Raw genomic sequence first — 806 nt, 5'->3', positions numbered from 1 at the left:
CGATGGTTACCACCAGACTCCTCATCGGGGGCTGGACAACAGAACACCGGCTCAAGTCTGGGGGACTAGCGAGGCGAACCATGTCATTAGCCTTCCCGTCGACCTGGATTCGTTGGAGTGCATTCTGGCCAAGCGGGCCTCGGTGAAGGTTCACCATTACGGCATCGAGGTAGCCAAAGTGGGCTACCACTCTACGGAACTTGCTGAACTCCGTATGCGTTTGGCAGACGGGGAAAAGGTAAACGTCCGCTATCGAGACGAAGCCGGGCACGTCTGGGTTCACGACCGCTTCAGAAACTTGTTCTTCAAAGTGCCCGCCAAAGATGAGCGAATGGCCGGTAAGAGCAGGGAGGTGTGGAAGGCTGCCGAGAAAGCGCTTCGAGAAAAATACAATGAGCAGCCTAGCTTCGAGGCTACGCACAGGTGCTACCAGGAAATTATGGAGGATGCAGACGAGGCCCGCCGTTCGCAGACGCTCAGAAAACGACGCGCAGCTGCCATAGCGAAAATCGACAAGGAGGGTCGAGTGACCGAAAGCACGCCTCCACCCAAGGTACTCGCTGAAGTGGAATGGACCGGTGACTCTATTCCTAACATTCCGCCAGCAGCCTTCAAGGTCTCGGTTCGTCGCCCTGCTGGGAGTTCTAAGCCATGAACGCCATCAATCTGTCTGAGTGCTATGAGCATGGTGAATACAGCTTTACGCTCCGCGATCGTTTTATTCACAGCCCTCAAGTCGAGCGAGCGTTGACGCGACTAGGCGATATCCACGGCGATAGTCGGCGTACCAGAGCAAGTAAAGGGTT

The 806-nt window shown here is 55.7% G+C and carries 1 protein-coding gene; it reads left to right on the top strand.

Features of this window, described 5'->3' with window-relative positions:
- Positions 1 to 655: Mu transposase C-terminal domain-containing protein (locus APH35_RS27950; RefSeq protein WP_177335407.1), on the top strand; the 655-nt coding region annotated here is incomplete at its 5' end.
- Between the last annotated feature and the right edge of the window lie 151 nt (positions 656 to 806).

Source organism: Pseudomonas sp. NBRC 111132, assembly GCF_001320565.1.
Taxonomy (GTDB): Bacteria; Pseudomonadota; Gammaproteobacteria; order Pseudomonadales; family Pseudomonadaceae; genus Aquipseudomonas; species Aquipseudomonas putida_P.
This window is presented reverse-complemented; position numbering and strand designations above follow the sequence as displayed.